This is a genomic window from Mycobacterium sp. NGS11, assembly GCF_059813315.1.
The window spans coordinates 134,145-159,663 of the sequence record NZ_JCALEJ010000009.1 but is presented as its reverse complement, the minus strand read 5'-3'; the positions used below and the strand labels follow the sequence as shown (position 1 = coordinate 159,663).

The following is a 25,519-nucleotide window of genomic DNA, read 5'->3' as shown; positions in this document are numbered from 1 at the left end:
TTCCTGCCGGGGGCCCTAGCTTGTCGAAGCCGCCAGCGCCTCATTGAAGGTCTTGCTCGGGCGCATGATCGCCGTCGTCTTCTCGCTGTCCGGGTAGTAGTAGCCGCCGATGTCGACCGCCTCGCCCTGCGCCTCGGCGAGCTCGGCCACGATGGTCTCCTCGTTTTCGCGCAACGCGTCGGCGAGCGCGGCGAAATGCTTGCGCAATTCTTCGTCGTCGGATTTCGCGAGTTCGGCCGCCCAGTACAGCGCCAGGTAGAACTGGCTGCCGCGGTTGTCGAGTTCACCGGTCTTGCGCGACGGGCTCTTGTCGTTCTCCAGCAGCTTGCCGATGGCGGCATCCAGCGTCTTGCCCAGGACCTTGGCGCGCTCATTGTCGGTCTTGATGCCGATGTCCTCGAAACACGCTCCGAGAGCAAGGAATTCACCCAGGGAATCCCAGCGCAGATGGTTCTCCTCGACGAGTTGGTGGACGTGCTTGGGCGCCGAACCGCCCGCGCCGGTTTCGTACATCCCACCGCCGGCCATCAGCGGCACGATGGACAACATCTTGGCGCTGGTGCCCAGTTCCAGGATCGGGAACAGGTCGGTGAGGTAATCGCGCAGGATGTTGCCGGTCGCGGCAATGGTGTCCTGCCCGCGCATGGCGCGCTCGATGGTGTACCGCATTGCCCACACCTGCGGCATGATCTGGATCTCCAGGCCCTCGGTGTCGTGCTCCTTCAGGTACGCCTTGACCTTCTTGCGCAGCTCGACCTCGTGCGGCCGCTCGGTGTCGAGCCAGAACAACACCGTCATACCGGAGTTCCTGCCCCGGGTGACCGCGAGCTTGACCCAGTCGCGGATCGCTTCGTCGGTGACGATGGGCATGCGCCAGATGTCACCCTCCTCGACGTTCTGGGTCAGCAGCACTTCCCCGCTGTCGAGGTCGACGATGTTGGCGACACCCTCCTCGGGAATCTCGAAGGTCTTGTCGTGCGAGCCGTACTCCTCGGCCTGCTGCGCCATCAGGCCGACGTTGGGAACGGTGCCCATCGTCCGCGGATCGAACTGCCCGTGGGTTTTGCAGAAGTTGATGATCTCCTGGTAGATCCGCGAAAAAGTCGACTCGGGGTTGACGGCCTTGGTGTCCTTCTGGCGCCCGTCGGCGCCCCACATCTTGCCGCCCGCGCGGATCATCGCCGGCATGGACGCGTCCACGATGACGTCGCTGGGCGAATGAAAGTTGGTGATGCCCTTGGCCGAATCGACCATGGCCAGCTCGGGGCGGTGTTCGTGGCAGGCGTGCAGATCGCGGATGATCTCCTCGTGCAGTGACGCCGGCAGCGACTCGATCTTGTTGTAGAGGTCGACCAATCCGTTGTTGACGTCGACGCCGAGTTCGTCGAACAGCTCCTGGTGCTTGGCGAAAGCGTCCTTGTAGAAGATCTTCACCGCGTGACCGAAGACGATGGGGTGCGACACCTTCATCATCGTCGCCTTGACGTGCAGCGAGAACATCACGCCGGTCTCGTAGGCGTCCTGCATCTGCTCCTCGTAGAACTCGACGAGGGCCTTCTTGCTCATGAACATGGAATCGATGACGTCGCCCTCGCGCAGCTCGACCTTGGCCTTGAGCTCGAGGGTCTGCCCGCTCTTGGTCTCCAGCACCATCTTCACGTTGCGCGCGCGGTCCAGCGTCATCGACTTCTCGCCGTGGTAGAAGTCGCCGTGCCGCATGGTCGCGACGTGAGTGCGCGAGGCCGGCGACCAGTCCGCCATGCTGTGCGGATGCTTGCGGGCGTACTCCTTCACCGCCTTGGGCGCACGCCGGTCCGAATTGCCCTGCCGCAGCACCGGATTGACGGCGCTACCAAGGCATTTGGCGTAGCGCGCGCGAATCTCTTTGTCCTCGTCCGTCTTTGGACTCTGCGGAAAGTCCGGGATCTTGTATCCCTTGCCCTGCAACTCCTTGACGGCGGCGATCAGCTGGGGGACCGAGGCGCTGATGTTCGGCAGCTTGATGATGTTGGTGTCGGGGAGCTCTGTCAGCCGGCCCAACTCGCCCAGGTTGTCCGGAACGCGCTGCTCTTCGGTCAGATCATCGGGGAACTCCGCCAGAATCCGGGCGGCCACGGAGATGTCGCTGGTCTTGATCTCGATGCCCGCCGGCTCGGCGAAGGCGCGCACGATCGGCAGGAACGCATAAGTCGCCAGCAGCGGCGCTTCGTCGGTCAGTGTGTAGATGACGGTCGGCTGTTCGGCGCTCACGGTCCCTCTCCCGGCGTCAATGATGGGTTCGAATTCTGGGGGGCTCAGCGGTCTTCCTGCCACGTTAGCAAGGGTGTTTGGACAGGTGTCGACCTGCACGTGCACCGCGATGGTTGGCACCGACTCGGCACAGTAAGATAATCTTCGAATTGGTCATGAGCGCCAGCATCAAGCCCCGGCTTGCTGGCCGGCAACCCTCCAACCGCGGTGGGGTGCCCCGGGTGATGACCAGGTTGAGTAGCCACACAACCGGCTATCCGGCAAGCGCGGGTCCGCCATGACGGGCCCCTGAGCAGACAGGGAAACGTGATGTGCATTCTCCCGGCCTTTTCGCGCCTCATCGTGTGTCGCTGCTAATCCGCGGCGCCGGCTGACGCCCCATTCCGGCGTCCCGGCCGTCGCCGAGCACATTTCCCTACCAGCAGAAAGCAACCCCGTGACCTCCGACAACGCCGAGCACGACACCGACCCGACCGCGAATTGGTCATTCGACACCAAGCAGGTACACGCCGGCCAGCAGCCGGACAGCGCCACCAGCGCCCGCGCCCTGCCGATTTACCAGACCACGTCGTACACCTTCGACGACACCACGCACGCCGCCGCCCTGTTCGGGCTGGAAGTGCCGGGCAACATCTACACCCGGATCGGCAACCCGACCACCGATGTCGTCGAGCAGCGCGTCGCCGCACTCGAGGGCGGGGTGGCGGCGCTGTTCCTGAGCTCCGGGCAGGCCGCCGAGACCTTCGCCATATTGAACCTGGCCTGTGCCGGCGATCACATCGTCTCGAGCCCGCGGCTCTATGGCGGGACGTACAACCTGTTCCACTATTCGCTGGCCAAGCTCGGCATCGACGTCACCTTCGTGGAGGACCCCGACGACCTGGATTCGTGGCAGGCCGCGGTGCGGCCGAACACCAAGGCCTTCTTCGGCGAGACCATCTCCAACCCGAAGATCGATGTGCTGGACATTCCCGGGGTCGCCGGGGTCGCGCACGCCAACGGCGTCCCGCTGATCGTCGACAACACCATCGCCACGCCGTACCTGATCCAGCCGTTCTCCCACGGCGCCGACATCGTCGTGCACTCCGCCACCAAGTACCTCGGCGGGCACGGCTCGGCGATCGCCGGGGTCATCGTCGACGGCGGCACCTTCGACTGGACGCAGGGACGCTTCCCGGGGTTCACCACGCCCGACCCGAGCTACCACGGCGTGGTGTTCGCCGAACTCGGCCCGCCGGCCTTCGCGCTCAAGGCGCGTGTGCAGCTGCTGCGCGACCTCGGTTCGGCCGCTTCGCCGTTCAACGCGTTCCTGGTCGCCCAGGGCATCGAGACGCTGAGCCTGCGCATGGAGCGCCACGTTTCCAACGCGCAGCGCGTGGCCGAGTACCTGGCCGGCCATGATGGCGTGGTGTCGGTCAACTATGCGGGCCTGCCCAGCTCGCCCTGGCATGAGCGGGCAAAGAAGCTGGCGCCCAAGGGAACCGGCGCGGTGCTGGCCTTCGAGCTGGACGGCGGCGTCGAGGTGGGCAAAGCGTTCGTGAACGCGCTGAAGCTGCACAGCCACGTCGCCAACATCGGCGACGTGCGCTCGCTGGTGATCCACCCGGCGTCCACGACGCACGCCCAGCTCAGCCCGCAGGAGCAGCTGAGCACCGGGGTCAGCCCCGGTCTGGTGCGCCTGGCGGTGGGCATCGAGGGCATCGACGACATCCTGGCCGACCTGGAGCTCGGCTTCGCCGCGGCGGCCAAATTCGGTGCGACCGCGGGGGCCTCGGGCACCGATCCGCAAGCGGTGGCGGCATTTTGAGGAGACCGGCAATGACGATCTCAGACGCTGCGACCCAGCCGCTGCCGGCCGAAGGCGAGATCGGCGTGGTGCGCATCGGGTCGCTGACCACCGAGAACGGCGCGGTGATCGACGATGTCCAGATCGCCGTCCAGCGTTGGGGCGAGCTGTCCCCCAACCGCGACAACGTCGTGGTGGTGCTGCACGCGCTCACCGGCGATTCGCACCTGACCGGGCCCGCCGGGCCGGAACATCCCACGCCGGGTTGGTGGGACGGTGTCGCCGCGCCGGGTGCCCCGATCGACACCAATCGCTGGTGCGCGGTGGTCACCAACGTGCTGGGCGGTTGCCGCGGCTCCACCGGGCCGAGCTCGATTGCCCCGGACGGAAAGCCATGGGGCTCAAGGTTTCCGCAGATTACCGTGCAGGATCAAGTTGCGGCGGACGTTGCCGCGCTGGCGGCGCTGGGCATCGACCGGGTTGCCGCCGTCATCGGCGGATCCATGGGCGGGGCAAGGGCTTTGGAGTGGATCGTCGCCCAGCCCGACCGGGTTCGGGCCGGGCTGGTGATAGCGGTCGGCGCGCGCAGCACCGCCGACCTGATCGGCCACCTGAGGACGCAGATATCGCTGGTCAAGACCGACCCGAACTGGCAGGGCGGCGACTATTACGGCACCGGGCGCAAACCCGACACCGGAATGGCGCTCGCCCGGCAATTCGCCCACCTGACCTACCGCGGCGAGCTGGAGCTCGACACCCGGTTCGGCAACGGCAGCCAGGGTGGCGAGGATGCGGGGAACGGCGGCCGCTACGCAATACAGAGCTACCTGGAATACCAGAGCGAAAAGCTGGTCGATCGCTTTGACGCCGGCAGCTACGTGGCGTTGTCGGACTCGATGAGCAGCAATGACGTGGGCCGCGGCCGCGGTGGAGTGCGAAAAGCGCTGAGCGAGTGTCCCGTACCGGTCGTGGTCGGCGGCATCACCAGTGACCGGCTCTACCCGCTGCGTCTGCAGGAAGAGCTGGCCGAGCTGCTGCCGGGCTGCGCCGAACTGGACATCATCGAATCCATTTACGGGCACGACGGATTCCTGATCGAAGCCGACGCGGTCAACGAATTGATCGCGAAAACCCTCAAATTGGCCGATGAGCAAGGCGCGTGACGACCGTGACCCGCTCGCGCCACGACCGCTCCCTATCGTTCGGTTCGGCGGCCGCAGCCTATGAGCGGGGACGCCCTTCCTACCCCCCGGAGGCGATCGACTGGCTGTTGCCGGTCGGGGCGCGCCGGGTGCTCGACTTGGGTGCCGGCACCGGGAAGCTGACGACACGGTTGGTGGAGCGCGGCCTGGACGTGGTGGCCGTCGACCCCATCCAGGACATGCTGGAGGTGTTGCGCGCCTCGCTGCCGGAGACCCGGGCGCTGCTGGGCACCGCGGAAGAGATTCCGTTGGAGGACAACAGCGTTGACGTGGTGCTGGTGGCGCAGGCCTGGCATTGGGTGGATCCCGAGCGCGCGATCCCGGAGGTGGCGCGGGTGCTGCGGCCCGGCGGCCGGCTGGGTCTGGTGTGGAACACCCGCGACGAACGGCTCGGCTGGGTGCGCGAACTGGGGCAGATCATCGGCAGCGACGGCGACGGCGGCCGCACCCAGGTAACGCTGCCGGAGCCCTTCACCGACCTGGCGCATCATCGGGTCGAGTGGACGAGTTACCTTACGCCGCAAGCATTGATCGACCTTGTCGCATCCCGCAGCTACTGCATCACCTCGCCGGCCGAGGTCCGCACCCAAACGCTCGACCAGGTGCGCCAATTGCTGGCCACCCATCCTGCGCTGGCGAACTCGACGGGCCTGGCGCTGCCCTACGTCACCATGTGCACCCGCGCGACGCTGGCGGGATAGCGAACGCTACGGCCCGTCGTCGTCTCCGTCGCGAAGCAGCTTCTCTGGGTGGTGGAAGGTGTTGGTGCGCGGCTGGTCTCGGTCGAGATGTGGCGGTGGAATCCATTCGGTGTCTCCGCGCGGGTGTTTTCGGGTGGTCCAACCACCGGGTTTGAGGAGCCGGTGGTGGGGGCCGCAGGCGAAGGTGAGGTCGTTGACGTCGGTCACGTGGCACTTGGCGTAGTCGGTGGCGTGATGGACTTCGCAGTAGTAGCCGGGCACGGTGCAGCCCGGGTTCGAGCAGCCGCGGTCCTTGGCGTACAACACGATTCGCTGCCCAGGTGAGGCCAGGCGCTTGGTGTGATAGAGCGCCAGGGCCTTGCCCTTGTCGAAGATCGCCAGATAGTGGCGGGCGTGGCGGGCCAGGCGGATCACGTCGCTCATCGGCAGGATGGTGCCCCCACCGGTCAAGCCGCGCCCCGCGGCGAATTCCAGCTCGGCCAGCGTCGTGGTCACGACGATGGACGCCGGTAACCCGTTGTGCTGCCCCAACTCTCCGGAGGCCAACACGGCGCGCAGGGCAGCCAGCAGCCCGTCGTGGTTGCGCTGGGCGGCCGAGCGCGGGTCGTGCTCGATGGCCTCTTGGGTGGGTGCGCCGTCGACGCATGGAGTGTCGTCGAGGGGGTTGCACATGCCCGGGGCGGCGAGTTTCGCCAGGACGGCTTCGAACGTGGCGCGCGCCTCGGGGGTGAGCCAGCCGCGCAGCGCCGACATGCCGTCGGTTTGCTGGTTGCCCAGCGTCAGCCCCCGTCGGCGGGCGCGGTCCTCGTCGGTGAAGGTGCCATCGGGGTTGAGCACATCGGCCAGTCCCCGCGCCAGGGCGGCGAGTTGTTCGGGGCAAAACCGCGTTCCGAACTCGGCCAGTTGAGCTTCGGCCTGCTCGCGCGCCGCGAAATCCACCCAGCCGGGCAGCTGGTGGTAGAACGTTCGGATCACTGCCACCTGGCCCGCGCCTAGCTCGCCCTGGCGTTGGGCGGCCGCGGTCGCGGCCAGCACCGGGCCCAGCGGTTCGCCGGTCAGGCCGTGTCGCGGGCCCAGATCGCGCGCCTCTTTGACCCGCCGGGCGGCTTCGGTACGGCTGATCAGTGTCGCCTCGGCGAGGGCATGGACCACTGTTCCGCCGAGGTCTACCGACGGTGCTTGGCGGGCAAGGGAATTGATCAGCGGATGCTCGACGGCCGGGATGCGCCGGCGCTGCTTTTCGCAGCGCCGCAACGCCATTAGCTGTTGCTGCGGGTTGAGCGCCTCGTAGTCCAGCGCGCAGGCTCGATCCCAGGCGGCATCGAGCGCGTCGAACACCGCATCGACATCCTGCTGACCACTTGAACTCACACCGTCAAACTAGCCGCACCCACCGCAGAATCGCCCCACCGGCCGCCATAGATTCACACTCGCGCAAGATCTTTCGTTGTCGGTCAACCCCCAGGCGACAGGTTCGAGCCGCCCGCGTCCAGATCACGGTGTGGTGTCGATTCACCGCCCGGCCTTGCGCAATCGGGCTGGGTAATAACCGATGTCGCGGGTGTCGTGGCCTCATGAAACGCTTATTGTGCGAACCTTTATCCCACCGTGTCGCAAACGTGACAGTCATGGCTCAGAGTTCCATACGTGGTTCGAGTGCCGCTGACGCACTCCATTGGCGGACGGGGAGGCTGGCGTGAAGGCACTTGCACGAACTCATCAGTGGGTCTGGCTTTTTCGTCGCCAGCCCTTCACCATCCGCCTGCTGGCCGCTGCCGCCGGACTGCTCACCGTGGCCTCGGCATTCGCGGCGCCGGCCGAAGCGGAGGGCAACGGTGACGACTTCATCGACGCGCTCAACCACGCCGGCATCGACTTCGGGGAGCCCGGAAACGCGATGTCCGTCGGCGAATCGATCTGCCCGATGCTCTCGCAACCGGGTGGCAATTTCGCCGCGGCCGCGTCCAGCGTCGCCGGTAGGGGCATGTCGCCCATGATGGCGCGGATGTTCACCCAGATCGCGATCCAGACGTACTGCCCCGAGGAGATGGCAAACATCGCCAGCGGCAACCTGTCCGCCGCCATGCCGCCGGGAATGCCGGGAATGCCGGGCCAGATCCCGGGAATGCCAGGGCAAACCCCGGGAATGGCCGGCCAGGTCCCGGGCCTGCCCGGGCAGGTACCCGCACTGCCAGGCCAATACCCGGGAATGGCGGGCCAACTGCCCGCGATACCCGGGCAGGCTCCGGCGCTGCCGAGGTTCTAGCGGGTGCCCAGCGGGTCGATGGTCCACGCGATGTAGAGCATCGCCGCCCCGACCGTCGCGGTGGTGATGAAGTCGATTCCCTTGCCGCGCACCACCAGAAGGCCGGCCCGGTCCTCGGACAACACCAGCCGCAACAGCGCCGCCACCGCCACACCGATACCGATCAGCAGCGAACCACGACGCCAGAAACTGGCCCCGACCAGGGCCAGCGCTACCGCAAAGATCATGCCCACCAACACAATTGGCCATTGGGCCCGCAGCAGGGTGCGCGCGGTCATTGCCGCTCGGCCAGCTCGACGACGTTGGTCAGCAGGAACGCACGGGTCAGCGGACCCACGCCGCCCGGGTTCGGCGACACGTGGCCGGCCACGTCCCACACGTCGGGATGCACGTCGCCGACAAGCTTGCCGTCCACGCGGCTGACGCCGACGTCGAGCACCGCGGCGCCGGGACGCACCATGTCGTCGGTCACCATGTGCGGCACCCCCACGGCCGCGACGATGATGTCGGCCTGCCTGGTCAACGCAGGCAGGTCACGAGTCTTGGTGTGGCACAAGGTCACCGTGGCGTTCTCGGAGCGGCGGGTCAGCAGCAGCCCCAGCGGGCGCCCGACGGTGACACCGCGGCCGATGACGACCACGTGCGCCCCGGCGATCTCCACGTCGTAGCGACGCAACAGGTGCACGATGCCGCGCGGGGTGCACGGCAGCGGGGCCGGGTTGTTGAGCACCAGCCGGCCCAGGTTGGTCGGGTGCAGGCCGTCGGCGTCCTTATCCGGGTCGACCCGCTCCAGCGCCGCGTTCTCGTCGAGATGCTTGGGCAGCGGCAACTGCACGATGTACCCGGTGCAGTCGGGGTTGGCGTTGAGTTCGTCGATGGTCTCGTTGAGCGTCGCGGTGCTGATGTCGGCGGGCAGGTCACGGCGAATCGAGGTGATGCCCACCTTCGCGCAATCGGCGTGCTTGCCCCGGACGTACGCCTGCGAGCCGGGGTCATCGCCCACCAGGATGGTGCCCAGCCCGGGGGTGCGACCCGATGCGGCCAATGCCGTCACGCGCTGCTTGAGGTCGACGAAGATCTCGTCGCGGGTGGCCTTGCCGTCCAGCGTGATTGCTCCCACTGTGACAGTCTGGCAGACCTCGATGATGGCGACCCGCCGCGCCCGGCTCCGCCGCGCTTGCGATCGCCATTAGGCTCCCGGTATGTCTACCCCTCCGGACGTGTTCAGCCCCGCGAAGCTCGGTCCGATTACGCTGCGCAACCGCACCATCAAGTCCGCCACCTTCGAGGCGCGCACGCCCGAGGCGCTGGTGACCGACGACCTCATCGAGTACCACCGGCTGCCTGCCGCGGGTGGGGTCGGCATGACGACCGTCGCGTACTGCGCCGTCTCCCCCGGCGGCCGCACCGAGGGCAACGGCATCTGGATGCGGCCGGAGGCCGTCCCCGGCTTCCGGCGGCTCACCGACGCGATCCACGCCGAGGGGGCCGCGGTCAGCGCGCAGATCGGCCACGCCGGCCCGGTGGCCAACGCCAAGTCCAACAAGGCGAAGGCCCTGGCGCCGGTCCGGTTCTTCAACCCGATCGGGATGCGGTTCGCCAAGAAGGCGACCCGCGAGGACATCGACGAGGTCATCGAAGGGCACGCCAACGCCGCGCGGCTGGCCATCGAGGCCGGCTTCGACGCCGTCGAAATCCACCTGGGCCACAACTACCTGGCGAGTTCGTTTCTGTCCCCGCTGATCAACCGGCGCGACGACGAGTTCGGCGGGTCGCTGCAGAACCGGGCCAAGGTCGCCCGCGGCATGGTGATGGCCGTTCGGCGTGCGGTGGAGAAGGAGGGCACGCCCATCGCGGTCACCGCCAAACTGAACATGGCCGATGGCGTTCGCGGCGGCATCAGCACCGAGGAATCGCTGGCCACGGCCAAGTGGCTGGAGGAGGACGGCGGGCTGGACGCCATCGAACTCACCGCGGGCAGCTCGCTGGTCAACCCGATGTACCTGTTCCGCGGCGACGCGCCGCTCAAGGAGTTCGCCGGCGCGTTCAAACCGCCGCTGCGCTGGGGCATGCGCATGACGGGCAAGAAGTTCCTGCGCGAATACCCCTACCGCGAGGCCTATCTATTGCGCGACGCCAAGCTGTTCCGCAACGAGTTGAAGATGCCGCTGATCCTGCTCGGCGGAATCACCAACCGGGAGACGATGGACCTGGCGATGGCGGAGGGATTCGATTTCGTCGCGATGGCCAGGGCACTGTTGGCCGAGCCGGATCTGATCAATCGAATCGCCGCTGATGGCGCCCGGCACCAGGTGCATTCGGCGTGCACGCACTGCAACCGGTGCATGCCCACGATCTACACCCGAACGCACTGCGTGGTGACCGGCGCGCCCGACGCTCACGGGTAAACCACAGGGCTGCAAGCTACAGTTGTGGCGATGTCAGCACCAGCCCCGCCAGCGCTAACCGTCCATCACGAAGGATCGGAACGCACCTTCGCAGCGGGCCACGATGTAGTAGTCGGGCGCGATCTGCGAGCGGACATGCGTATCACCCACCCGTTGATTTCGCGCGCCCATCTGCTGCTGCGTTTCGATCAGGGCAAGTGGCTGGCCATCGACAACGGTTCGCTCAACGGCACTTTCGTCAACGGCCGACGGGTGCCGGTGGTCGAGATCCACGACGGCCAGAACCTGAACATCGGCAACCCGGACGGACCGCTGCTGACGTTCGACGTCGGGCGCCACCAGGGCATGGCCGGGCGTCCGCCCCGCACCGAATCGATGAACATCCCGGTGGCGGCGGCACCGCCGCAGGCCGCGGCGTGGCCGGGGCAACCGGCGCCGCCCACCGCCGCCCCACCGCCTCCGCCGCCGCCCGGGCGCACGCCCAATTGGGCGGCCCCGCCGCGGCGGCCGCAGCCCGCGCCCGTGCCGCGGCAAGGCCCGCCGGGTCACACCATGTACGGGGGCGGCGGTGGACGCCCGCCCGCTGCGCCGCCCCCGACGCGCAACGCCCCGCCCATCGCGCAGATGCCCGCCGTGGGCTCGGGGAGCCCGCCGACCCACATGGCCCCCGCCTCCGCCAAGCCACCCGAGGTGGCGAACCTGGCGACCAAGATGTTCCAGGCGCTGCTGCCGTCGCGCTCGGACTCGGCTGCGCAGCCCGCCGGGTCGCAAACCATCGGCCGGGCCACCGACAACGACATCGTCATCCAGGACGTTCTGGCGTCGCGCCACCACGCCTTCTTGATCCAGACGCCGCTGGGCACCGAGATCCGCGACGCGCACAGCGTGAACGGGACCTTCGTCAACGGCGTCCGGGTCGGTTCGGCGGTGCTCACCGAGGGCGACGTGGTCACCATCGGCAACGTCGACCTGGTGTTCACCGGCGACAGCCTGGTCCGGCGCACCGAAGCGGCGACCCGCACCGGCGGGCTGGAGGTCAACTCCGTCTGCTACACGGTCGACCACGGCAAGCAGCTGCTGGACCACATCTCGCTGACGGCCCGGCCCGGGACGCTGACCGCCATCATCGGCGGGTCGGGCGCCGGCAAGACCACCCTGTCGCGGCTGATCGTCGGCTACACCAGCCCCACCTCGGGCAATGTGACCTTCGAGGGCCACGACATCCACACCGAGTACGCGTCCATGCGCAGCAGGATCGGCATGGTCCCGCAGGACGACGTCGTGCACCGCCAGCTCACGGTCAACCAGGCCCTCAACTACGCGGCCGAACTCCGCCTGCCGCCCGACACCAGCAAAGAGGAACGGGCCCGCGTCGTCGCGCAGGTGCTCGAGGAACTCGACATGACCCAGCACGCCGACACCCGGGTCGACAAGCTCTCCGGCGGTCAGCGCAAGCGCGCCTCGGTCGCCCTCGAGCTACTCACCCAGCCGTCGCTGCTGCTGCTGGACGAGCCGACGTCGGGCCTGGACCCGGCGCTGGACCGCCAGGTGATGCTGATGCTGCGCCAGCTCGCCGACGCGGGCCGCACCGTCCTGGTGGTGACCCACTCGGTGTCGTATCTGGACGTGTGCGACCAGATCCTGCTAGTCGCGCCGGGTGGCAAGACCGCGTTCTGCGGGCCGCCCGACCAGGTGGAATCCGCCATGGGGACGCGCAACTGGGCCGACATCTTCGCCAAGGTGGGCGCGGACCCGGACGAGGCGAACCGCCGGTTCAAGGAGCGCAACCAGCAGTCGTCGAAACCACCGTCCCCGCAGAGTCCGGCGGACCTGGGCGAACCACCGCAGACCAACCTGTTCCGGCAGCTGTCCACGATCGCCCGGCGCCAGGTTCGCCTCGTCGTCTCCGACCGCGGTTACACGATCTTCCTGGCGGTCCTGCCGTTCCTCATCGGCGCGCTGTCGCTGACGGTGAAGGGCCCGCACCCGGGCCTCGGGCCGGCCGACCCGATGGGGCCGGCGCCGACGCAGCCGCAGTACATCATGGTGCTGTTGAACATCGGCGCCGTGTTCATGGGCACCGCGCTGACCATCCGCGACCTGATCGGCGAGCGGCCGATCTTCCGGCGCGAACAGGCCGTCGGCCTGTCCACGACCGCCTATCTGCTGGCCAAGATCGCGGTGTTCTGCGTCTTCGCGACCGCCCAGGCGGCGATCGCGACCATCATCGTGCGGCTGGGTAAGGGCGCGCCGACGGCGCATCCCCAGTTCTTCGGCAACTCCACCTTCTCGCTGTTCGTCACCGTGGCGGGCACCTGCATTGCGTCGGCCATGCTCGGGCTGCTGCTTTCGGCGCTGGCGCAATCCAACGAGCAGATCATGCCGCTGCTGGTGGTGTCGATCATGTCGCAGCTGGTGTTCTCCAGCGGCATGATTCCGGTGTATCAGCGCGTTGGGCTCGAGCAGATGGCGTGGCTGACGCCCGCCCGGTGGGGCTACGCGGCGGGAGCGTCCTCGATCGACTTCCCGTCGCTGGTGAAGGTCAAGCAGATCCCGACCAACGACCCGATCTGGCAGCACTCGAAACACATCTTCGTGTTCGACATGTTCATGCTCGCGGCCCTGTCGATCGGTTACACCGGCTTCGTCCGCTGGCATATCCGGCTGAAACGCTAAGCCGGCGTCCCAACCGCGACTTGCAACCTGGATGGCATGACTCGACCTGAGCAGCCCGTGCTGACGGCTCGGTCTGACCGCTCCGAGGGAAGTTTCGCCGCCGGCCGCGACGTGGTGGTGGGCAGCGACCTGCGCGCCGACCTGCGCATGGCGCACCCGCTGATCGCCCGCGCGCACGTGCTGCTGCGCTTCGATCAGGGGCGGTGGCTGGCGGTCGACAACAACTCGCTCAACGGGGTCTACCTGGACGGCCAGCGGGTGCCGGTCATCGACATCCACGACGGCCAGACGATCAACATCGGCAAGCCCGACGGTCCGCGGATCACCTTCGAAGTGGGGATGGGCAACGTCGGCCTGCTCCCGCCGACCACGAAGTCGATCCCGATCATCGCCGCCCAGCCCGGCGCCCCGGCGCGCCCGCGGGCACAACCCACCGGCCCGCGACCCGCGGCCGGGCCGGCCCGGCCGCCCACGCCTCCGCCACGACCGCCCGCCTCGCCGCCGTCGCGCCCCTTCCCACGACGAGACACACAGCGCAGGCCGGCCGTCCCGATCGTCCCGCCGGAGGCCGCGACCCGCGCCGTACTGCAGTCCGGGTCACATCCCGCCGCACCGAACCCACCCACCGGCAGGAGCGACGCCGGGGAGTTCCCCACCACCTGGGTCAGCGTCCCGGGGGGTGAATCCGAGCGCCGGCCGGCGGCCGGCCGCTCCGCCTGGATCGGGCGCGCGCTCAACAACGACATCGTCGTGCACGACGTGCTGGCCTCCCGCCATCACGCCTTCTTGAACCCCACCCCGACGGGCGCCGAGATCCGCGACGCGAACAGCAGCAACGGCACCTTCGTCAACGGCGTCAAGGTCGGGTCGGCGGCGCTGTCCGACGGCGACGTGGTGACGATCGGCAACGTCGACCTGGTGTTCCACGACGGCATGTTGGTGCGCCGCCAGGAGGCGGCGACGCGAGCCGGCGGCCTGGAGGTGCGCGAGGTCAACTTCGGCGTCGGCGGCAAGAGCCTGCTCGAGCGGATCTCGCTGGTCGCCCGGCCGGGCACGCTGACCGCGCTGATCGGCGGTTCGGGCGCGGGCAAGACCACGCTGTCGCGGCTGATCGCCGGGTATGCCACGCCGTCGTCGGGCTCGGTGACGTTCGAGGGGCACGATATCCACTCCGAGTACGCCTCGCTGCGCACCAGGATCGGGATGGTTCCCCAGGACGACGTCGTGCACCGCCAGCTCACGGTCAGCCAGGCGCTCGGCTACGCCGCTGAGCTGCGCCTGCCGCCCGACACCAGCAAGGCCGATCGCGCGCAGGTCGTCGCCCAGGTCCTCGACGAGCTGGGCCTGACCGAGCACGCGGACACCCGGGTCGACAAGCTCTCCGGGGGCCAGCGCAAACGCGCCTCGGTGGCGCTCGAACTGCTGACAGGGCCGTCGCTGCTGATACTGGACGAACCGACCTCCGGCCTGGACCCGGCGCTGGACCTGCAGGTCATGACCATGCTGCGACAGCTCGCCGACGCCGGCCGCGTCGTGCTGGTAGTCACCCACTCGCTGACTTACCTCGACGTCTGCGACCAGGTGCTGCTGATGGCGCCGGGCGGCAAGACGGCGTACCTCGGCCCGCCCGGCCAGATCGGCGCGGCCATGGGGACCACCAACTGGGCGCACATCTTCGCCAAGGTGGGCGCCGACCCCGACGAGGCCAACCGCCGCTTCCTGGCCCAGAACAGACCCCCGCCGCCCACCCAGACCGAGGCGCCGGCCGAGCTGGGCGTTCCCCCGCACACCAGTAAGCGCCACCAGTTCTCCACGATCGCCCGCCGCCAGGTCCGGCTGGTGGTCTCGGACCGTGCCTACTTCCTGTTCCTGGCGGTGCTGCCGTTCGTCATGGGCGCGCTCTCGCTGACCGTTCCCGGCAGCGTCGGTTTCGGTTATGCCGATCCGGTGAGCGAGTCGGCAGGCGAAGCCGGGATGATCCTGACGCTGCTCACCATGGCGGCCGTGTTCATGGGCACCGCGCTGACCATCCGCGACCTGATCGGCGAGCGGCCGATCTTCCGGCGCGAACAGGCCGTCGGCCTGTCGAGCACCGCCTACCTGCTGGCCAAGGTCGCGGTGTTCTGCACGTTCGCCGTCCTTCAGGCGGCCATCGCCACGGCCATCGTGGTGCTGGGCAAGGGGCCGCCGACGCGCCCGGCGGTGCTGCTCGGTAATGCCACTCTCGAGCTGTTCACCGGGGTCGCGGCGACCTGTGTGGCCGCGGCGATGCTGGGTCTGCTGCTCTCGGCGCTGGCCCGCTCGGGCGAGCAGATCATGCCCCTGCTGGTGGTGTCGCTGATGATGCAGATGGTGCTCTGCGGCGGCATGGTGCCGGTCACCGACCGGATCTTCCTCGACCAGCTGTCCTGGCTGGCGCCCTCGCGGTGGGGCTACGCCGCGCAGGGGGCGACGGTAGACCTGTGGACGGTATCGCCCGGGCCGCAAAGCCCGCGGGACAGCCACTTCGAGCACACGGCGGCGGCCTGGCTGTTCGACATGGGCATGCTCGCGGTGCTCACCGTCGGTTACGCCGCGCTGGTGCGCTGGCGCATCCGGCTCACCCGCTGAGCGCTGCGCCGCGTGGTCTGCGCCGCGTGGTCAATTGGCCGACAGGCTGGCCAGGGCGTATTCGCTGACCGCGATCAGGGCGTCGGTCGCCGACCGGCGGTCCCTGGCGTCGACGGTGATCACCGGGATGTGCGTCGGCAGGGTCAGCGCCTCGCGCACTTCCGCGACCGGGTAGCGCGGAGCGCCGTCGAACTCGTTGACCGCGACGAGGAACGGCAGGTTGCGGTGCTCGAAGAAATCGACGGCGGCGAAGCTGTCCTGCAGGCGGCGGCAGTCGACCAGCACCACCGCGCCGATCGCGCCGCGCACCAGGTCGTCCCACATGAACCAGAAGCGGCGCTGCCCCGGCGTGCCGAACAGATAGAGCACCAGGTCTTCGGCCAGCGTGATGCGGCCGAAATCCATTGCGACGGTGGTGGTCCGTTTGTCGGGCGTGGCCTCGAGCGCGTCGACGCCGGTCGAGGCGTCGGTGAGCATCGCCTCGGTGCGCAGCGGCATGATCTCCGACACGGCCCCGACGAAGGTGGTCTTGCCGGCGCCGAATCCGCCGGCGATCACGATCTTCGTCGACGCGTGGGCGCCGGCATCGCGCTGCGCCTCAGAGTGCGCGTAAGCCACGCAGTGTCCTCCCTATGAGTTCGTGGCGCTCATCTCTGGTCGAACGCTCCGACAACGTCTTGTGCACTCGAACGTAGCCGGACAGCACCAGATCGCCGACCAAGACGCGCGCGACACCCAGCGGAAGATCCAGCCGGGCCGAGATTTCGGCGACCGACGGGCTGTCGACGCACAGTTGGATGATTCTGCCTCGCGGGTCGTTGGGCGGCCACCGGTGCGCCAGCCCGGGCTGCAGCGATTCGATCGGCGCCTCGAGGGGAAGGTCGACGTTGGTGTCGGTGCGCCCCGACGTCAAGGTGTACGGACGGACCAGGTTCCCCTTGCGGTGCGCCGGCCAGGTCTCCGAACTATCCATCGGGGCTCACGAGTGCTGCTGCACGGCCGACCGGCGGGTCGACTGGACGACGCCGCCCACCCGCTCGACCAGGACCGCCATCTCGTAGCCGATCTGACCGATGTCGCACGACGCCACCGCGAGCGTCGCCAGGTGCGAGCCGTCCCCGACGCGCATCAGCAGCAGGTAGCCGTTCTGCATTTCGACCACCGACTGCAGCACTTGCCCGCCTTCGAACAGCTGCGCGGCGCCGGTGGCCAGGCTGGCCAGCCCGGAGGCCACGGCCGCGAGCTGGTCGGCGCGTTCCCGCGGGAGATGCTCGCTGGCGGCGATGGGCAGCCCGTCGACGGATACCAGCAGCGCGTGCGCGACGCCGGGGACCTCGCGGGCGAACCTGGTCACCAGCCAGTCCAGGGAGTTGTCCGATGACGTCATCGTTGGTCGGATCCTTGGTCGGTCTCACGGGCGTGCGAGCGTCCGGTGCGTACGCCACCGAAATGGCTGCTGAACGAGGCGCGAACCGCCTCGGGGTCCCGGGCGAAGGGACCGGTGGCCGCGTGCTGCGGCTCCCGGTGCGACCGGCCGTTCACGCCCTCGTCGGGCTCGGCCGGCTCGTCTTGTTCGGCGCCGTTGGCGTTCCCGGGCACCAGCCGGGCGCCCGGCGTGCGCACCGGCAGGCCGTGGTCGGTGGTGTGCGCCTCGACGGGTTTCTCGTCGGCCGCGGCCGCCAGCGTCCAGCCGCGGTCCCAGACGGACTGCCAATCCAGGTCGGGGCTGTTGACCAGGTCGTGTGGGTCGCCCAGCATCTCCGACAGCATCCGCCGGTAGATGACGTCGTCGTCGGCGGGACTCGCCTGGGCCTTCGGGGCCGACGGGATGGACGAGACCGGGTCCGGTCGCGCCGGCTGGTATGGCCGGGACTCCGTACGACTGTCGGCCTCGCGGGAGCGGGCGGAGAAGAACGCCGAGGTGTCCGACGCGGCCCGGGCCGGCTGCACCGGCGCCGGCTTGGGTTCCGGCTCGGGAGCCGGCGTGGGCGTCGGTTTCGGCGTCTTCTCCCACCAGGGGGTCGCCAGCTCGCGACGTTGGCGGCCGGGCTGCGGTTCGGCGGGCGGGGCGGGAACTTCGGTGATGCCGCTGGAACCCGGGTTGCGGCGCGGCAGCAAGGTGACCGACGGCCCGGACGCGTCCGGGGCGGTGCGCGCCGCCGGCTCCTGCGGGCCGTCGTCCCGCCCGGTGTCATCCGTCGGGGCGGCGTTCGCTCCGGCCGGCTTTGCGCTCGGCGAGGAGACCGCGCGGATGTGGCGGGGCGGCGCCGCCTCGGCGACCGCCAGGCCGGCGAGCACCGTCGGCGGCAGGTAGATCTCGGCGGTGGTGCCCGACCCCGATTCGTTGGCCGCGGGGCCGCGCAGCCCCACCCGAATGCCGTGCCGGGCCGCGATCCGGCCGACCACGAAGAGACCCATGTGCCGGGCGTTGTCGGGGCTGACATCGCCGCCGGCCTGCAGTCGCATGTTCGCCATGCGCCGGTCGGCGTCGTTCATCCCCAGGCCGGCGTCGGCGATCCGCACCACGACTCCCCCGTCGCCGCCGCGCGACGCCGAGACCCGGGCCGAGGTCGTCGGCGGCGAGTAGCGCAGGGCGTTGTCGATCAGCTCGGCGAACAGATGGATGGCACCACCGGCGGCCGCGCCGACCAGCGCACAGTCGGGCATCCCGGCGAGTTCGACGCGGCGGTAATCCTCGACCTCGGACACCGCGGCGTTGATGACAGTGGCCAGCGGCACGGGGTCGCGCTGGTCGCGGGCGAGCTGCGCGCCGGCCAGCACCAGCAGGTTGGCGCTGTTGCGGCGCAGCCGCGCCGCCAGGTGGTCGAGCCGGAAGAGGCTGTCGAGGCGATCGGGATTCTCCTCGTTGCGCTCCAGCCGGTCGATGAGCGCCAGCTGCTGGTCCACCAGCGTGCGGTTGCGCCGCGACATGGTCTCGAACATGTCGTTGACCAGCAGCCGCAACCGCGCCTCGTCGCCGGCCAGCAGCAGGGCCTGGGTGTGCAACTCGTCGACCGCGTGCGCGACCTGGCCGATCTCCTCGGTGGTGTACACCGGCAGTGGGCTCGGAACCGGTTCGGCCCCACCGGCTTTCACGCTCGCGATCTCCTCTTCGAGGTCGGTGTGGGCGACTTTGAGGGCGCCGTCGCGCAGGATGCGCAGCGGCCGCACCAGCGCGCGCGCCACCAGCAGCACGACCACCAGCGCGATCACGATGGCGGCCAGCACCAGGACGGCGTCGGTGATCGCGGCCGAGCGACGCTCGGCGGCCTGGGCGTGCACCGACCTGGTCACCGACCCCGTGGAATCCTTGATGACCTGATCGGCGATGTCGTCGGTGGTCTGGATCGACCGCAGCAGATCGGCGTTGTCGACCAGCACGCTGGCCGGATCGGACATGATCGCCATCCGGCTCACCATCTGCTGTTGCAGCGTCTTGGCCTCGGGCGACCCGGCGCCGAGCACTTCGCTCATGCCGAACAGCGTCGACGGCTCGGTGCCCGCCAGGGTGATCATCGACGTCCGCAACTGCGGCTCGGGAAGCTCGGCCCCGCGGGTGATCAGGATTTTCTGCATCGTCATCTGCCCGCGGGCGCCGACGGCCCGGCTCAGGCCCTGCGCCTGGGCGCGGATCTTTTCGTCGTCGACGCGGACCGAGGCGTTGATGACGTCTTCGGCCGTCAACAGGATCGGCGCGTAGAGCGTCACCCGCTCCCGCAAACCGAGGCTGGGGTCGGCCGCCTTGTTCACCAGCATCTGACCGCCGTCGAGCAGGTTGCTGATTCCTGAGCTGACGTCGGCGCTGACGTTGGTCTCGTCGAGCCTGGCCTGCAATTCGTACTTGCGCGCCTCGTAGTTCTTCTTGGCGCCCTCGAGGTCGCGTCCGGTGGAACTGGCCACCAGCGCGACGTCGAGCGCCGACATGTACTTGGTGATCACCGGCACCACGTCGGCGCGGCTGGCCGCCAGCCGCAGGCCGGCGGCGTTGGCCATCGCGCCGTGAATGCGCAGCGCCCCGAACACCGTCGCCAACACCAGCGGGACCAGCACGATCGCCAGCACCTTCCAGCGCACCGGCCAGTTGCTCAACGACCAGGTCGGCGGGCGTTTGGCCGGCGCGGCCCCGGCGCCGCGGTTGGGTGCGGGCTCTACGCCTTCCGCCTCGGCCGGGTTTGCCGGGCGGGTGAACATGGTCATGTCATCGCGGCCGCGCGAGCGGCCGCTGCGCTGACACTGAGCGCTGAAGGAAACGAGAGGCTCATGAAACTTCCTGCTTTATTTGGCCCGCCCCGCGCCAAATACGCGTGTGCGTGTAGGTGTGGCAATCCGACGAGTATGACAGCCCGCGGCGCATGCCACCAGAATCGTTACTGAGCAGACAGGCCCCTCCAAGGTGGCGCCGCACCCGCGCGGCCGCCCCTGGCAAACACTCCGAGCGCGACGGCCTAGGCGGGCCGAAGGAGCGCAACGAGGAAATCGGAGTCGTCGGTGAACGGCCGCATGTCCCACGTCGACAGCAGCAGATCGGGTGCGAAGCCGGCGTCGGCCGCGTCGTTGAGAAAGTCGGCGAACTCGTATTCGCGGTAGGCGCCGAAGCCGATCGCCGCGCGGCCGTCGCCGGCGACGTGGGCCCGCAGCCGGCTCAGCACCTGGACCCGGGTGCTCGGGGCGAGGAACGTCATGACGTTGCCGGCGGACACGATGACATCGAAAGGTTCGGCGATGCCGCGCGCAGGCAGGTCCAGCTCGGCGAGGTCGCCGACCAGCCAGCGCGGGCCGGGGTAGTCCTGTTCGGCCGCCTCGATCAGCGCCGGGTCCACGTCCACACCGACCACGTCGTGACCGGCCTTGGCCAGATACCCGCCCAGGCGCCCGGGACCGCAGCCGGCGTCGAGAATCCGCGCTGCGCGCGGCGCCATGGCGTCCACGAAGCGGGCCTCGCCGGCCAGGTCGTCGCCGGCGCGCGCCATGGCACGGAAACGCTCGATGTACCACTGCGAATGCCCCGGATCGGCAGCGACCTTCTGCATCCAGATGCTCGGCTCGACCATGCGACCATTATTCCGTTGTGTTCAAGCTGATGTTTCACTCGCCGCGGATCCCGCCCAATACCGGCAACGCCATCCGGACGGTGGCGGCGACGGGCTGCGAGTTGCATCTGGTCGAGCCGATGGGATTCGACCTGTCCGAACCCAAGCTGCGCCGGGCGGGCCTGGACTACCACGACCTCGCCTCGGTCACCGTGCACGCGTCGCTGGCTGCCGCCTGGGCGGCGCTGTCACCGCAGCGGGTGTTCGCGTTCACCTCGCACGCGCCGACCTCGTTCGCCGACGTGCGCTACCGGGCCGGCGACGTGCTGATGTTCGGCCCCGAACCCACCGGGCTGGACGCCGCGACGCTGGCCGACCCGCACATCACGGCGCAGGTGCGCATCCCGATGCTGGCGGGCCGGCGCTCGCTGAACCTGTCCAACGCCGCGGCGATCGCCGTCTACGAAGCCTGGCGGCAGCACGGCTACGCCGGCGCGGTGTGATCACCAGGCATTCCAGTGCGTGAGCTGTTCGGCGTGCAGCCGCTTGGCCGGGCGGAAGTCGGTGCCCTTGGTGTAGGCGATGGGAAACAGCCCGCCCTGGCTGTACTTGTCGTGCGGGATGCCGAGCACGTCCGCGACCTGCTGTTCACCGCCACCGAGCAGGTGCAGCGTCGTCCAGCAGGAGCCTAATCCCCGAGACCGCAGCGCCAAGCAGAAGCTCCACACCGCCGGAAACAGCGACGCCCAGAACGAGACGCCGCCCAGCGGCTGCTTCTCCTCTCGGCCGAAGATGCAGGGGATCATCAGCACCGGCGCCTGGTGCATGTGCTCGGCGAGGTAGGTCGCGGAGTCGCGGACCTTGTCCATACGCTCCCCCCGGGTGTCCCCCTCGCCGTAGTCGGGAGCGGGCGACGCGAGGTAGGCCCGCGCGTTCTTCAGGTAGACGTCGGCGATCGCCTTCTTCTTGTCCGCGTCCTCGACGAACACCCATTGCCAGCCCTGCGAATTGGAGCCGGTCGGCGCCTGCAGCGCCAGTTCCAGGCATTCCATCAGCACGTCGCGGCCGACCGGCTTGTCGAAGTCGAGGCGTTTGCGGACCGAGCGGGTGGTGGTGAGGACTTCGTCGACGGACAGGTTGAGGGTCATGTGTTTGGAGGCTACATAGGCGGCCTCGTCCGCCGAACGTGCACTCACGGCGACGATTCGGCGAATTTTCCGCCCTGGGTGCACGCTCGGCGGGCCGGTCACCGGAAGTCGCGGGACTTCGAGCCGACCGCCAGGGTGATGCGGCCCAGCCGCTCGGCGACGACGGTGATCGCGCCGCTGGCGTTTTGGACCTGACCGCGCACCAGCAGCGCCGGTGCCGAGTTCGCCAGCTTGCGATGCCGTGCCCAAACCCACGGCGCGCAGAGCACGTTGACCATCCCGGTCTCGTCCTCGAGGTTGATGAACGTGACCCCCTGCGCCGTGCCGGGCCGCTGCCGATGGGTGACCGCGCCGGCGATCAGCACCCGGTCGCCGTCGGGCACCGAGCCCAGCTTCTCGGCCGGCACCACCCCCATCGCGTCCAGATCGGCCCGCAGAAACTGCGTCGGATAACTGTCCGGGGAGACACCGGTGGCCCACACGTCGGCGGCGGCCAGTTCCAGCTCGCTCATCCCGGGCAGCGCCGGGATGTGCGACGACGATCCCACGCCGGGCAGCCGACCCGGCCGCTGGGTGGCCGCGGCCCCGGCCGCCCACAGCGCCTCGCGGCGAGACATGTCGAAGCAGGCAAAAGCCCCCGCCGTCGCCAGCGCCTCGGTCTGTGGCACCGAAAGCTGCAACCGGGTCGTCAGGTCCAGCAGAGAAGCGAACGGGCCGTTGGCCTTTCGCTCCTCGACGAGTTGCCCGGCCAGGTCGTCGCCGATATGGCGGACCGCACCCAGCCCCAGCCGCACCTCCAGCCCGGCATTTTCCAACGTGGCGTGCGCCAGGCTGGCGTTGACGTCCGGGCCGTGCACCGTCACGCCGTGCCGGCGCGCATCGGCCACCAGCGATTGCGGCGAGTAGAACCCCATCGGCTGGGCGCGCAGCAGCGCCGCGCAGAACGCCGCCGGGTGGTGCAGCTTGAACCACGACGAGTAGAAGACCAGCGACGCGAAGCTCAGCGCATGGCTTTCGGGAAAGCCGAAATTGGCGAAGGCCTCCAGCTTTTCGTAGGTGCGGTCGATCACCTCGTCCGCGGCGCCGTGCAACTCGCGCATGCCCTCGTAGAACCGGCCGCGCAGCCGTCGCATGCGTTCGGTCGAGCGCTTGGACCCCATGGCCCGGCGCAGCTGATCGGCCTCGGCGGCCGAGAAGCCGGCGCAGTCGACCGCGAGCTGCATCAGCTGCTCCTGAAAGAGCGGCACCCCCAGCGTCTTTCGCAGGGCCGGCTCCATCGACGGGTGGTCGTAGACCACCGGGGCCTGCCCGTTGCGCCGCCGGATGTAGGGATGCACCGACCCGCCCTGAATAGGGCCGGGGCGGATCAGCGCGACCTCCACCACCAGGTCGTAGAACACCCGCGGCTTCAGCCGCGGCAGCGTGGCCATCTGCGCGCGCGACTCCACCTGGAACACGCCGACCGAATCGGCGCGGGCCAGCATCTCGTACACCGCAGGCTCGGAGAGGTCGAGGCGGGCCAGGTCCACCTCGATCCCCTTGTGCTCGGCCACCAGGTCGATGGCATAGTGCAGCGCCGAGAGCATCCCCAACCCGAGCAGGTCGAACTTCACTAAACCGATTGCCGCACAGTCGTCTTTGTCCCACTGCAGGACGCTGCGGTTCTCCATGCGCGCCCACTCCACCGGGCACACGTCGGCGATCGGGCGGTCACAGATCACCATGCCGCCGGAATGAATGCCCATGTGCCGCGGCAGGTTCCGGATCTGGTTGGCCAGGTCGACCACCGGTTCGGGGATGCCGTCGACATCGGGTGAGTCGGCCAACCCGTTCCAGTGGCTGATCTGCTTGCTCCACGCGTCCTGCTGACCCTGCGAAAAACCAAGGGCGCGAGCCATATCGCGCACCGCGATCTTTCCCCGGTAGGTGATGACGTTGGCGACCTGGGCGGCGTAGTCGCGGCCGTACTTGTCGTAGACGTACTGGATGACCTTTTCGCGCTGATCGGACTCGATGTCCATGTCGATGTCGGGCGGCCCGTCGCGGGCCGGCGACAGAAAGCGCTCGAACAGCAGCTCGTTGGCCACCGGGTCGACGGCGGTGACACCGAGGGCGTAACAGACCGCGGAGTTGGCGGCCGATCCCCGGCCCTGGCACAGGATGTTGTTCTCCCGGCAGAACCGGGCGATGTCGTGCACCACCAGGAAATAGCCCGGAAACGTCAGCTGGGCAATGACTTTGAGTTCGTGTTCGATCTGGGCGTATGCGCGCGGCGCGCGCTCGGCCGACCCGTAGCGGTCGCGCGCCCCCGCCATGGTCAGCTGCCGCAGCCAACTGTCCTCGGTGTGCCCGGCGGGCACGTCGAACGGCGGCAGCTGCGGCGCGATGAGCGCCAGCCCGAACGCGCACTGCTCGCCCAGCTCGGCGGCCGCGGTCACCGGGTCAGGGCCCCCAAAGGGCACATGCGCGAACAGCCGGGCCATCTCCTCACCGGAGCGCAGGTTCGAACCACCCAGCGGGGCCAGCCACCCGGCGGCCGAATCCAGGGATTCCCGCGCCCGGATGGCGCCCATCGCCATGGCCAGCCGGCGTCGCGACGGCCCCGCGAAATGCGCGCCGGTGGTGGCGACGACGCCGACACCGAAGCGCGGGGCCAGCGCGGCCAGCGCCGCGTTGCGTTCGTCGTCGAGCGGTTGACCGTGATGAGTCAGCTCGACGCTGACCCGGTGAGCCCCGAACCGGTCCACCAGGTCGGCCAGCGCCCGCTCCGCCGCCGATGGGCCGCCCTCGGAAAGCGCTTGGCGGACATGCCCTTTGCGACAGCCCGTCAGGATGTGCCAGTGGCCGCCTGCTGCCTCGGTCAGCGCGTCGAAATCGTAACGGGGCTTGCCCTTCTCGCCGCCGGCCAGATGGGCCGCGGCCAGTTGCCGCGACAACCGCCGGTAACCCTCGGCGCCGCGGGCCAGCACCAGCAGGTGCGGGCCGGGCGGGTCCGGCTGCTCGGTGCGGGCGCCCGGGCCCAGCGACAGTTCGGCGCCGAACACGGTGCGCATGTCGAGCTCGGCCGCCGCTTCGGCGAACCGCACCGCCCCGTACAGGCCGTCGTGGTCGGTGAGCGCCAGGGCGCGCAGGTCAAGCCGGGCCGCCTCCTCGACAAGCTCCTCGGGTGTGCTGGCCCCGTCCAGGAAGCTGTACGCCGAATGCGCATGCAGCTCGGCATAAGCGACGGACGAGCGGGACGCCCGGCCGTCATCCGGCGGCTGATACGTCGCGCGCCTGCGCGACAGCGGGCCGTCGGATTCCGGGCCCGCCGACTCCCCGGCATGGCGCGGCTTGCTGTCGAGCACTCGCTCCATTTCCGCCCAGCTCGGCGGTCCGTTGAACCAGCCCACGCCGCGAGTATATCGAAAGTATGTTCGATTACCGAGTCCTGGAAGGGTTG

Annotated in this window: 19 protein-coding genes and 1 riboswitch; of the genes, 8 read left to right on the top strand and 11 right to left on the bottom strand. The window is 69.1% G+C overall.

Annotation, left to right across the window (positions count from 1 at the left end):
• Positions 1-15: 15 nt before the first annotated feature.
• On the bottom strand, positions 16-2,250 hold the full coding sequence (locus tag AC5Y4T_RS13745; protein ID WP_499953707.1) for an NADP-dependent isocitrate dehydrogenase: 2,235 nt from the start codon (positions 2,248-2,250) through the stop codon (positions 16-18).
• Between the two features lie 151 nt (positions 2,251-2,401).
• A riboswitch (SAM riboswitch) is annotated at positions 2,402-2,523 on the top strand.
• A gap of 163 nt (positions 2,524-2,686) precedes the next feature.
• Here AC5Y4T_RS13745 and AC5Y4T_RS13740 point away from each other — a divergent pair.
• From AC5Y4T_RS13740 to AC5Y4T_RS13730, 3 genes are read left to right on the top strand one after another with little or no spacing between them, the layout of a single operon-like run.
• Entirely contained in the window at positions 2,687-4,057 is a 1,371-nt protein-coding gene (locus AC5Y4T_RS13740) for a bifunctional o-acetylhomoserine/o-acetylserine sulfhydrylase (RefSeq protein WP_499920490.1), read from the top strand.
• Positions 4,058-4,068: 11 nt separating this feature from the next.
• Positions 4,069-5,199: a homoserine O-acetyltransferase MetX gene (gene metX / locus AC5Y4T_RS13735; protein WP_499920491.1), complete on the top strand. Its 1,131-nt coding sequence runs from the start codon at positions 4,069-4,071 to the stop codon at positions 5,197-5,199.
• A 5-nt stretch (positions 5,200-5,204) separates the two neighbouring features.
• Complete coding sequence (locus AC5Y4T_RS13730; protein WP_499920762.1) at positions 5,205-5,939, top strand: class I SAM-dependent methyltransferase; 735 nt, start codon at positions 5,205-5,207, stop codon at positions 5,937-5,939.
• A 6-nt stretch (positions 5,940-5,945) separates the two neighbouring features.
• Here AC5Y4T_RS13730 and AC5Y4T_RS13725 read toward each other — a convergent pair whose 3' ends face one another.
• Complete coding sequence (locus tag AC5Y4T_RS13725; protein ID WP_499953702.1) at positions 5,946-7,310, bottom strand: HNH endonuclease signature motif containing protein; 1,365 nt, start codon at positions 7,308-7,310, stop codon at positions 5,946-5,948.
• A 325-nt stretch (positions 7,311-7,635) separates the two neighbouring features.
• Between AC5Y4T_RS13725 and AC5Y4T_RS13720 the strand changes: the two genes are divergently transcribed.
• Positions 7,636-8,205: a DUF732 domain-containing protein gene (locus tag AC5Y4T_RS13720; RefSeq protein WP_499953700.1), complete on the top strand. Its 570-nt coding sequence runs from the start codon at positions 7,636-7,638 to the stop codon at positions 8,203-8,205.
• Here AC5Y4T_RS13720 and AC5Y4T_RS13715 read toward each other — a convergent pair.
• Together AC5Y4T_RS13715 and AC5Y4T_RS13710 are read right to left on the bottom strand one after the other, a co-directional pair.
• Positions 8,202-8,483, bottom strand: a complete 282-nt coding sequence (locus tag AC5Y4T_RS13715; RefSeq protein WP_499953696.1) for a DUF3017 domain-containing protein — start codon at positions 8,481-8,483, stop codon at positions 8,202-8,204. The two genes, AC5Y4T_RS13720 and AC5Y4T_RS13715, sit on opposite strands and share 4 nt — an antisense overlap.
• Entirely contained in the window at positions 8,480-9,325 is an 846-nt protein-coding gene (locus AC5Y4T_RS13710; protein WP_499920498.1) for a bifunctional methylenetetrahydrofolate dehydrogenase/methenyltetrahydrofolate cyclohydrolase, read from the bottom strand. The genes AC5Y4T_RS13715 and AC5Y4T_RS13710 overlap by 4 nt, the downstream gene beginning before the upstream one ends.
• Positions 9,326-9,407: 82 nt before the next feature.
• Here AC5Y4T_RS13710 and AC5Y4T_RS13705 point away from each other — a divergent pair, with 82 nt between their 5' ends.
• The 3 genes from AC5Y4T_RS13705 to AC5Y4T_RS13695 are packed head-to-tail and all read left to right on the top strand — an operon-like array spanning position 9,408 to position 15,899.
• Entirely contained in the window at positions 9,408-10,613 is a 1,206-nt protein-coding gene (locus AC5Y4T_RS13705; protein ID WP_499920500.1) for an NADH:flavin oxidoreductase, read from the top strand.
• A gap of 30 nt (positions 10,614-10,643) precedes the next feature.
• On the top strand, positions 10,644-13,289 hold the full coding sequence (locus AC5Y4T_RS13700) for an ATP-binding cassette domain-containing protein (protein ID WP_499920501.1): 2,646 nt from the start codon (positions 10,644-10,646) through the stop codon (positions 13,287-13,289).
• A 36-nt stretch (positions 13,290-13,325) separates the two neighbouring features.
• On the top strand, positions 13,326-15,899 hold the full coding sequence (locus AC5Y4T_RS13695) for an ATP-binding cassette domain-containing protein (protein WP_499920503.1): 2,574 nt from the start codon (positions 13,326-13,328) through the stop codon (positions 15,897-15,899).
• Positions 15,900-15,929: 30 nt separating this feature from the next.
• Here the strand turns inward: AC5Y4T_RS13695 and AC5Y4T_RS13690 are convergent, their stop codons facing one another.
• From AC5Y4T_RS13690 to AC5Y4T_RS13670, 5 genes are all read right to left on the bottom strand, one after another.
• The gene (locus tag AC5Y4T_RS13690; RefSeq protein ID WP_499920505.1) at positions 15,930-16,517 is read right to left on the bottom strand and encodes a GTP-binding protein; all 588 of its coding nucleotides are present in this window, start codon (positions 16,515-16,517) and stop codon (positions 15,930-15,932) included.
• Positions 16,498-16,872 (bottom strand): DUF742 domain-containing protein, encoded by a 375-nt coding sequence (locus AC5Y4T_RS13685; RefSeq protein ID WP_499920507.1) that lies wholly within the window; start codon positions 16,870-16,872, stop codon positions 16,498-16,500. The genes AC5Y4T_RS13690 and AC5Y4T_RS13685 overlap by 20 nt, the downstream gene beginning before the upstream one ends.
• Positions 16,873-16,878: 6 nt before the next feature.
• Positions 16,879-17,286, bottom strand: a complete 408-nt coding sequence (locus AC5Y4T_RS13680; RefSeq protein ID WP_065057133.1) for a serine protease inhibitor — start codon at positions 17,284-17,286, stop codon at positions 16,879-16,881.
• Positions 17,283-20,096, bottom strand: coding sequence for a sensor histidine kinase (locus AC5Y4T_RS13675; protein WP_499920509.1), 2,814 nt, complete (start codon positions 20,094-20,096; stop codon positions 17,283-17,285). Before AC5Y4T_RS13675 ends, AC5Y4T_RS13680 begins: the two co-directional genes overlap by 4 nt.
• Positions 20,097-20,344: 248 nt before the next feature.
• Complete coding sequence (locus AC5Y4T_RS13670; RefSeq protein ID WP_499920511.1) at positions 20,345-20,950, bottom strand: class I SAM-dependent methyltransferase; 606 nt, start codon at positions 20,948-20,950, stop codon at positions 20,345-20,347.
• Positions 20,951-20,967: 17 nt separating this feature from the next.
• Here AC5Y4T_RS13670 and AC5Y4T_RS13665 point away from each other — a divergent pair, with 17 nt between their 5' ends.
• Positions 20,968-21,432 carry a tRNA (cytidine(34)-2'-O)-methyltransferase gene (locus AC5Y4T_RS13665; protein WP_499920513.1) on the top strand — a complete coding sequence of 155 codons (465 nt, stop codon included), beginning with the start codon at positions 20,968-20,970 and terminating at the stop codon, positions 21,430-21,432.
• On the opposite strand, the gene AC5Y4T_RS13660 is transcribed toward AC5Y4T_RS13665, so the two are convergent.
• Both AC5Y4T_RS13660 and AC5Y4T_RS13655 read right to left on the bottom strand, forming a co-directional pair.
• Complete coding sequence (locus AC5Y4T_RS13660; RefSeq protein WP_499953769.1) at positions 21,433-22,077, bottom strand: nitroreductase family protein; 645 nt, start codon at positions 22,075-22,077, stop codon at positions 21,433-21,435.
• Positions 22,078-22,175: 98 nt separating this feature from the next.
• Positions 22,176-25,469 carry an error-prone DNA polymerase gene (locus AC5Y4T_RS13655; protein ID WP_499953691.1) on the bottom strand — a complete coding sequence of 1,098 codons (3,294 nt, stop codon included), beginning with the start codon at positions 25,467-25,469 and terminating at the stop codon, positions 22,176-22,178.
• Positions 25,470-25,519: the final 50 nt, after the last annotated feature.

Excerpts from the sequence above, each read along its gene's own strand:
- AC5Y4T_RS13680 (WP_065057133.1), bottom strand. The coding sequence starts at position 17,286 with ATGACGTCATCGGACAACTCCCTGGACTGGCTGGTGACCAGGTTCGCC.
- AC5Y4T_RS13705 (WP_499920500.1), top strand. The coding sequence starts at position 9,408 with ATGTCTACCCCTCCGGACGTGTTCAGCCCCGCGAAGCTCGGTCCGATT.
- AC5Y4T_RS13670 (WP_499920511.1), bottom strand. The coding sequence starts at position 20,950 with ATGGTCGAGCCGAGCATCTGGATGCAGAAGGTCGCTGCCGATCCGGGG.
- AC5Y4T_RS13700 (WP_499920501.1), top strand. The coding sequence starts at position 10,644 with ATGTCAGCACCAGCCCCGCCAGCGCTAACCGTCCATCACGAAGGATCG.
- AC5Y4T_RS13715 (WP_499953696.1), bottom strand. The coding sequence starts at position 8,483 with ATGACCGCGCGCACCCTGCTGCGGGCCCAATGGCCAATTGTGTTGGTG.
- AC5Y4T_RS13660 (WP_499953769.1), bottom strand. The coding sequence starts at position 22,077 with ATGACCCTCAACCTGTCCGTCGACGAAGTCCTCACCACCACCCGCTCG.
- AC5Y4T_RS13675 (WP_499920509.1), bottom strand. The coding sequence starts at position 20,096 with ATGACCATGTTCACCCGCCCGGCAAACCCGGCCGAGGCGGAAGGCGTA.
- AC5Y4T_RS13695 (WP_499920503.1), top strand. The coding sequence starts at position 13,326 with ATGACTCGACCTGAGCAGCCCGTGCTGACGGCTCGGTCTGACCGCTCC.
- AC5Y4T_RS13685 (WP_499920507.1), bottom strand. The coding sequence starts at position 16,872 with ATGGATAGTTCGGAGACCTGGCCGGCGCACCGCAAGGGGAACCTGGTC.
- metX (WP_499920491.1), top strand. The coding sequence starts at position 4,069 with ATGACGATCTCAGACGCTGCGACCCAGCCGCTGCCGGCCGAAGGCGAG.